Annotated in this window: 4 protein-coding genes; all 4 read left to right on the forward strand. The window is 68.7% G+C overall.

Annotation, left to right across the window (positions count from 1 at the left end; genetic code table 11):
* The first annotated feature begins 106 nt into the window (after positions 1-106).
* The 4 genes from ACIRDX_RS18275 (at position 107) to ahcY (ending at position 7,602) form a co-directional block, all read left to right on the forward strand.
* Positions 107-1,084 carry an ArsR/SmtB family transcription factor gene (locus ACIRDX_RS18275; protein ID WP_396626872.1) on the forward strand — a complete coding sequence of 326 codons (978 nt, stop codon included), beginning with the start codon at positions 107-109 and terminating at the stop codon, positions 1,082-1,084.
* A 1-nt stretch (position 1,085) separates the two neighbouring features.
* Positions 1,086-4,775, forward strand: a complete 3,690-nt coding sequence (gene metH, locus ACIRDX_RS18280; protein ID WP_396626873.1) for a methionine synthase — start codon at positions 1,086-1,088, stop codon at positions 4,773-4,775.
* Positions 4,776-5,018: 243 nt separating this feature from the next.
* Positions 5,019-5,984: an ArsR/SmtB family transcription factor gene (locus tag ACIRDX_RS18285; RefSeq protein WP_396626874.1), complete on the forward strand. Its 966-nt coding sequence runs from the start codon at positions 5,019-5,021 to the stop codon at positions 5,982-5,984.
* Positions 5,985-6,096: 112 nt separating this feature from the next.
* A complete protein-coding gene (gene ahcY, locus ACIRDX_RS18290) occupies positions 6,097-7,602 on the forward strand; it encodes an adenosylhomocysteinase (protein WP_396626875.1) in 1,506 nt (501 codons plus the stop codon).
* Positions 7,603-7,830: the final 228 nt, after the last annotated feature.

The following is a 7,830-nucleotide window of genomic DNA, read 5'->3' on the forward strand; positions in this document are numbered from 1 at the left end:
ACCCCGTACCCGGTACCCCGTACCCGGTACCCCGTACCCGGCACCCGGTACCCGTTCCCGTGCTTGACGGTTGCGCCCCTGTATCAATGGATGTAGATTTGTAGATGTGAAGGACCTGTCCGCCTTCTGTCGATTGCTGGGCGACGACGTGCGCCTGCGGCTCATTCGCCTGTTGGGCAAGGAACAGCTCAACGTGAAGGAGCTGACGGCCATCCTCGGCATCGCGCAGTCGGGCGTGTCTCGCCACCTCGGGCTGCTCCGCAAGAGCGGGCTCGTGGAGGAGCGTCGGGAGGGGGGCTTTGCCTACTACTCCCTTCGCCCTGACGGCGCCGGTGTGGCCCGCCCGATGTGGGAGGCGCTCGAGGCGTCGTTGCCCACCGCCGACGATGACGACGAACTGAAGGCCGACGACGCGCGCCTGCTCGAGGTGCTGCGGCTGCGCAAGGAGGACTTCACGGCGCACGGCAGCAGTGCCGGGCAACTCGTGCCCGGCCGGAGCTGGGCGGCCTGGAGTCGCGCGCTCGGACACCTGCTGCCCCCGCTCATCGTCGCCGACGCGGGCTGCGGTGAGGGGTACCTCTCGATGGAGGCGGCCCGCTGGGCCGAGCAGGTGATCGCCATCGACAGCTCGCGCGACGTGCTCAAGCGCGCGCGCCTGCTGGCGCGCAAGCGGGGCCTCGCCAACATCACGTGGAAGGAAGGGCGGATCGAGGCGCTGCCGCTCGAGGACGCCTCGGTGGACGTGGTGCTGCTGTCGCAGGCGCTGCATCACGTGCCCAAGCCCGACGCGGCGCTGTGTGAGGCGGTGCGGGCGCTCAAGCCCGGCGGGACCGTGCTGGTCCTCGATCTGCGGGCCCATGGCCAGGACTGGGTGCGTGAGCGGCTGGGCGATCGCTGGCTGGGGTTTCGTGACGAATCGCTCGAGGACTGGCTGTTCAGGGCCGGCCTCGATGACGTGCGCGTCGAGGTCGGCGCGCGCCTGAAGGGGGATCCGTTCACCGTGCTCGTCGCGAGCGGCCGCAAGGCCGGCGGGTCGGCGCGTGCGGGGCGCGGGAGCGTCGTGAGGACGCGCGGGGGAGTGTGAGATGAGCAATGCGACTGCGCTGAAACTGAAGGAAGCCTGTCGACGCCGACTGCTGTTCATCGATGGGGCGATGGGCACGATGGTCCAGCGCCACCAGCTCACCGAGGCCGACTACCGCGGTGAGCGCTTCCGGGATCATGCGCACGACCTGCGCGGCAACAACGACCTCCTGGTCCTGACCCGGCCCGATGTCATCCAGGGCATCCACGAGCAGTACCTCGAGGCCGGCGCCGACATCGTCGAGACCAACACGTTCAACGCGACGGCGATCGTGCAGGCCGAGTACGGCCTGGCCGACCTGGCGCACGAACTGAACGTCGCCGCGGTGCGCCTGGCGCGGGCGGCGGTGGATCGCTACACGGCGCTCACCCCCGACCGCCCCCGCTACGTCGCCGGCGCGGTCGGGCCGCTCAATCGCACGCTGTCGCTGTCGCCCGACGTCAACGACCCGGCCTTCCGCGCCGTCACGTTCGACGAGGTGGTGGCGGCGTACGAGACGCAGATCGACGGCCTGCTCGAGGGCGGCGTCGACGTGCTGCTGGTGGAGACCATCTTCGACACGCTGAACGCCAAGGCGGCGGCCATGGCCATCCGTCGCGTGTTCGATCGTCGCCAGGTCGAGATCCCGGTGATGATCTCGGTGACCGTCACCGATCGCAGCGGCCGCACGCTGTCGGGCCAGACGGTCGAGGCGTTCTGGATCTCGATTGCGCACATCCGTCCGTTCAGCGTCGGCCTGAACTGCGCCCTCGGCGCCGACGACATGCGCCCGTACCTGAAGGACCTGTCGACGATCGCCGACTGCTTCGTCTCGTGCTACCCGAACGCGGGCCTGCCCAATGCGTTCGGTGGGTATGACGAGACGCCGGAGCAGATGGCAGGCGTGCTCGGTGGCTACGCGCGCGAGGGCCTGCTCAACATCATCGGCGGGTGCTGCGGCACCACGCCCGATCACATCGCCGCGATGGTCAGGGCCTGCGAGGGCGTCGCGCCGCGCGTCGTGCCTGCCGATATCCCGAGCTACAGCCGGTTCTCCGGCCTCGAGCCGCTCGAGATCCGGCCCGACAGCATCTTCCAGATGGTCGGCGAGCGGACCAACGTCACGGGCTCGGCGAAGTTCGCGCGGCTGATCAAGGCCGGGGACTTCACCGCGGCGGTGGACGTGGCCACCGAGCAGGTGCGCAGCGGCGCCAACGTGCTCGACGTGAACATGGACGAGGGCATGCTCGACTCCGAGGCGAGCATGACGACGTTCCTCAACCTGCTCGCCACCGAGCCGGAGGTGGCGCGCGTCCCGTTCATGATCGACAGCTCGAAGTGGTCGGTGCTCGAGGCCGGCCTCAAGTGCGTGCAGGGCAAGGCCATCGTCAACTCGATCAGCCTCAAGGAGGGCGAGGCCGACTTCCTGGCCAAGGCCCGGCTGGTCCGCGCATATGGCGCCGGCGTGATCGTGATGGCGTTCGACGAGACCGGCCAGGCCGACACGATCGAGCGCAAGGTGGAGATCTGCCAACGGGCGTACCGGCTGCTCACCGAGCAGGTGCAGTTCCCGCCCGAGGACATCATCTTCGACCCCAACGTGCTGGCGATCGCCACCGGGCTCGAGGAACACAACGCCTACGCCATCAACTTCATCGAGGCGACGCGGCAGATCCGCGCCACCTGCCCGGGCGCGCTGGTCAGCGGCGGCATCAGCAACCTGTCGTTCAGCTTCCGCGGCAACGATGCGGTGCGGGAGGCCATCCACTCGGCCTTCCTGTACCACGCCATCAAGGCCGGGCTGACGATGGGCATCGTCAACGCCGGGCAGCTTGCGGTGTACGAGGACATCAAGCCCGACCTGCTCGAGTTGGTCGAGGACGTGCTCTTCAACCGGCGGCCCGAGGCCACCGAGCGGCTCGTGGCGCATGCCGAGCGGGTCAAGGGCTCGGGCATGAAGCGCGAAGCCGACCTGCGCTGGCGTGAGGCCACGGTGCAGGAGCGGCTGTCCTACGCGCTCGTGCACGGCGTGGTCGACTTCATCGAGGCCGACGTCGAGGAGGCGCGCCAGCAGTACGCGCGGCCGCTCGAGGTGATCGAGGGGCCGCTGATGGACGGCATGAAGACCGTCGGCGACCTGTTCGGCGCGGGCAAGATGTTCCTGCCGCAGGTGGTCAAGAGCGCGCGGGCGATGAAGCGCGCGGTGGCGGTGCTGCTGCCCTACATGGAGGCCGAGAAGGCCGCCGGCGGGGCGCGCACGCAGGGCAAGATGCTGATCGCGACCGTCAAGGGCGACGTGCACGACATCGGCAAGAACATCGTGTCGGTGGTGCTCGCCTGCAACAACTACGAGGTCGTCGACCTCGGGGTGATGGTGCCCACGGCGAAGATCCTCGACGCGGCCATCGAGCATCAGGTCGACGTGGTGGGCCTGAGCGGGCTGATCACGCCGTCGCTCGACGAGATGGTGGGCGTGGCGCGCGAGATGGAGCGGCGCGGCATGCGCCTGCCGCTCCTGATCGGCGGGGCGACCACCAGCCCGCAGCACACGGCCGTGAAGATCGCGCCGGAGTACTCCGGGGTGGCGGTGCATGTGCTCGACGCCTCGCGGGCCGTGGGTGTGGTGTCGAGCGTGCTGTCGTCGACGCAGGCCGGCGCGTACACGACCTCGGTGCGCGCCGAGCAGGCCCGCATGCGCGAGATGCACCAGAAGCGGCAGGAGAAGCCGATCCTCTCGTTGCGCCAGGCCCGCGAGAACCGGTCGAAGATCGACTGGGCCGCCGAAGCGCTGCCGACGCCCGCCTTCACCGGCCGTCGCGAGGTGGCGCTGCCGATCGGCACGCTGCGGCCGTTCATCGACTGGACGTTCTTCTTCAACGCCTGGGAGCTCAAGGGCAAGGTGCCGACCATCTTCGAGCACCCCCAGTACGGCGCCGAGGCGAAGTCGCTGTACGAGAACGCCATCGCGATGCTGGATCGGCTCGAGGCCGATGCGTCGTTGCAATGCCGCGCCGTCTACGGCTTCTGGCCGGCCAACGCCGACGGCGACGACGTGGTGGTGTACGGCGCCAACGAGCGGGGGCGCGAGGTGGCGCGGTTCCCGATGTTGCGCCAGCAGGAACCCAAGCCCGACGCGAAGCCGAACCGGTCGCTGGCCGACTTCATCGCGCCGGCGGGGACGGGCGACGATTTCGTCGGGGCCTTCGCCGTGACCGTCCATGGCGCCGAGGCGCTCGCGAAGCAGCACGAGGCGGCCAACGACGACTACAACGCGATCATGGTCAAGCTGCTGGCCGATCGGCTTGCCGAGGCGGGCGCGGAGTACCTGCACCAGCAGGCCCGCCGCGACTGGGGCTACGGCATCGACGAACAGCTCTCTGCCGAGGACATCGTCGCCGAACGGTACCGTGGCATTCGTCCGGCGTTCGGCTACCCGGCGTGTCCGGATCACACCGAGAAGCGGACGCTGTTCCGCCTGCTCGATGCCGAGGCCATCGGCGTCTCACTGACCGAGAGCTGCGCGATGTGGCCGGCGGCCAGCGTGTCGGGCCTGTATTTCGCCCATCCGCAGGCGGCGTACTTCATGATCGGCCGCCTCGGTGAGGATCAGGTGGAGGACTACGCGAAGCGGAAGGGCATGACCCGCGAGGAAGCGGAGAAGTGGTTGGCCCCGAACCTCGCCTACGCCGCCGTTGGCGTGGGGGCGTGCTGATGGTGGCAATTTGACATTGAAGATTTGAAATTCTGGGCGGCCCGGCCTCACGGCCTTCGCTCGCGCGAGAACTCACGGCCGTGCCCGCGCAGTCCCGTGGGCCAGGCGGCTGAGCCGCCGGCCCCGGGAATTTCGACGTTCAAATTTGAAATTGCAGCGGGCCCGGGCTCTTTCCGGGCCCGTCTCCGTTTATCCGGCTTGACGGCTGAAGCGCATGCTGCTACTGTCAATCCGGATAGAGTGATGAATCATCTCGCCCTCCCCGTCCTCGCGCACCTGAACGTCCTCGGCGACCTGCTGCGCTCCCGCCTGCTCCTCGTGCTCGAGGGCCAGACGCTGTCGGTGGGCGAGCTCTGCGACATCCTCCAGTTGCCGCAGTCCACGATCAGCCGCCACCTCAAGACCCTGACCGACGGTGGCTGGGCCCAGGTGCGGCGGGAAGGCACCAGTCGGCTGTACTCCCTGGTGCCTGAGGACCTCGATGCGGCGTCCGCCGAGCTGTGGCGCGTCGTGAAGGCGCACCTGTCGCCCATGCCTGCCGTGGCGCAGGACCGGATCCGCCTCGCGCGTGTGCTTGCCGATCGCCGTGCCGAATCGGCGGCCTTCTTCTCGCGCGCGGCGGGTGAGTGGGATGCCCTGCGCGACGACCTCTACGGCAGCACCTTCCATCTCGACGGCCTGCTGGCCGCCCTGGACCCGGCCTGGACCATTGCCGACCTCGGCTGCGGCACGGGCCGCACGGCGGCGGCCCTGGCGCCATTCGTGCGCGAGGTGATTGCGGTCGATGCTTCTGCAGAGATGCTGACGGCGGCGCGCGAGCGGCTGCAGGCGACGCCGAACGTCGATGTCCGTGAAGGGGCCCTCGAAGCCCTGCCGATTGCCGATGCCTCGGTGGATGTGGCGCTGCTGGTGCTCGTGTTGCACCACCTGGGCGACCCCGCGGCCGCACTGCGGGAGGCGCGTCGGGTGCTCGTGCCCGGCGGGCGGGTGCTCGTGATCGACATGCAGCCGCACGACCGCGAGGAGTATCGTGGCCAGATGGGCCACGTCTGGCTCGGGTTCTCCGAGCCGCAGCTGGGCCGGCTCCTGTCGGGGGCCGGGTTCGACGGGACACGGGTGGTGCCGCTGTCTCCGGTGTCGGGCGTGCGTGGCCCGGCCCTGTTCGTCGCCCGAGCCACCGCGGGCACGTCTTCATTGTCTGGAAAGTAGGGCGGGCCCTCGAGTCCGGCCCCGGAGTGGAACGGGAACGGCCGCGTTGGCAACAACGGACCCGACCGTCGTGGACGCGCGGCGCATCGCCGCGCAACAAGGAGCAGAACGAATGACCCCTGCAGTCGCAACAGAGACGTTGCACGCGTTTGCCCAGGCCGAGCAGGCCGGACGCCCGGCCTTCAAGGTCAAGAACCTCGCCGAGGCCGACTTCGGCCGCAAGGAGATCCGCCTCGCCGAGCAGGAGATGCCCGGCCTGATGGCGATCCGCGAGGAGTACGCCGGCAAGAAGCCGCTCGCGGGCGTGAAGATCATGGGCAGCCTGCACATGACCGTGCAGACCGCCGTGCTCATCGAGACGCTGGACATCCTCGGCGCCGACGTGCGCTGGGTGTCGTGCAACATCTTCTCGACGCAGGATCACGCCGCCGCGGCGGTGGTGGTCGGCCGCCCCGAGACGGGCGGCACGGTGCAGAACCCGAAGGGCATCCCGGTCTTCGCGTGGAAGGGCGAGACGCTCGACGAGTACTGGTGGTGCACGAAGGAGGCCCTGGTGTGGCCCGACGGCTCCGGTCCCGAGCAGATCGTGGACGACGGCGGCGACGCGACGCTGTTCGTGCACAAGGCACTCGAGTACGGCACGGCCGACAAGGTCCCGGCCTTCAACGCCGAGACCGAGCCGGAGGAGTGGGGCATCATCCTGCGCACGCTCCGTGAGGAACTCGGCAAGGCGCCGGCGCAGTGGCAGAACATCGCGCGCGGCGTCAAGGGCGTGAGCGAGGAGACGACGACGGGCGTGCACCGCCTGTACGAGATGATGAACGCCGGCACGCTGCTCTTCCCGGCGATCAACGTCAACGACGCGGTCACCAAGAGCAAGTTCGACAACCTGTACGGCTGCCGCCACTCGCTGACCGACGGCATCATGCGCGCCAGCGACGTGATGCTGTCGGGCAAGGTCGCGGTGGTGTTCGGCTACGGCGACGTGGGCAAGGGCTGCGCGCAGTCGCTGCGCGGCCAGGGCGCGCGCGTCATCATCACCGAGATCGACCCCATCTGCGCGCTGCAGGCGGCGATGGAAGGCTACCAGGTCACCACGCTCGACGAGGTGCTCTCGACGGCCGACATCTTCATCACGGCGACGGGCAACAAGAACATCATCACCGCCGAGCACATGGCGAAGATGAAGGACAAGGCCATCGTCGGCAACATCGGCCACTTCGACAACGAGATCGACATGGCCGGCCTGAAGAAGGTGCCGGGCATCGAGCGGATCAACATCAAGGCGCAGTACGACGAGTGGCGCTTCGCCGACGGCCACAGCGTGATGATCCTCGCCGAGGGGCGCCTGCTGAACCTCGGCTGCGCGACGGGCCACCCGAGCTTCGTGATGTCGGCCTCGTTCACCAACCAGGTGATGGCGCAGGTCGAGCTGTACACGAACCGCGCGGCGTACGAGAAGAAGGTCTACGTGCTGCCCAAGCGCCTCGACGAGAAGGTGGCGCGCCTGCACCTCGACAAGCTCGGCGTGAAGCTGACGGTGCTTGCCAAGGACCAGGCCGACTACATCGGCGTGCCGGTCGAGGGGCCGTACAAGCCGGAGCACTATCGCTACTAGGAGCCATGCAATGCTGCGATGCCGGGAATGCTGGGAATGCCGAAAGGCACAAGGCACAGGGCACAAGGCGGCAAGGTAGAAGGTGGAAGGTAGAAGCGGGCCCGCTCCTGGAGACAGGGGCGGGCCCGTTCGTCATTCCGGCATCGCAGCATCGCGGCATTGCGCGGCCGATGCGATAGGATCGGCCGCGCCCATGCTCCTCGCCATCGCCCTGGCCGGCATCGTCGC

The organism is Luteitalea sp. (assembly GCF_044337415.1).
In the GTDB taxonomy this organism is placed as follows: Bacteria; Acidobacteriota; Vicinamibacteria; order Vicinamibacterales; family Vicinamibacteraceae; genus Luteitalea.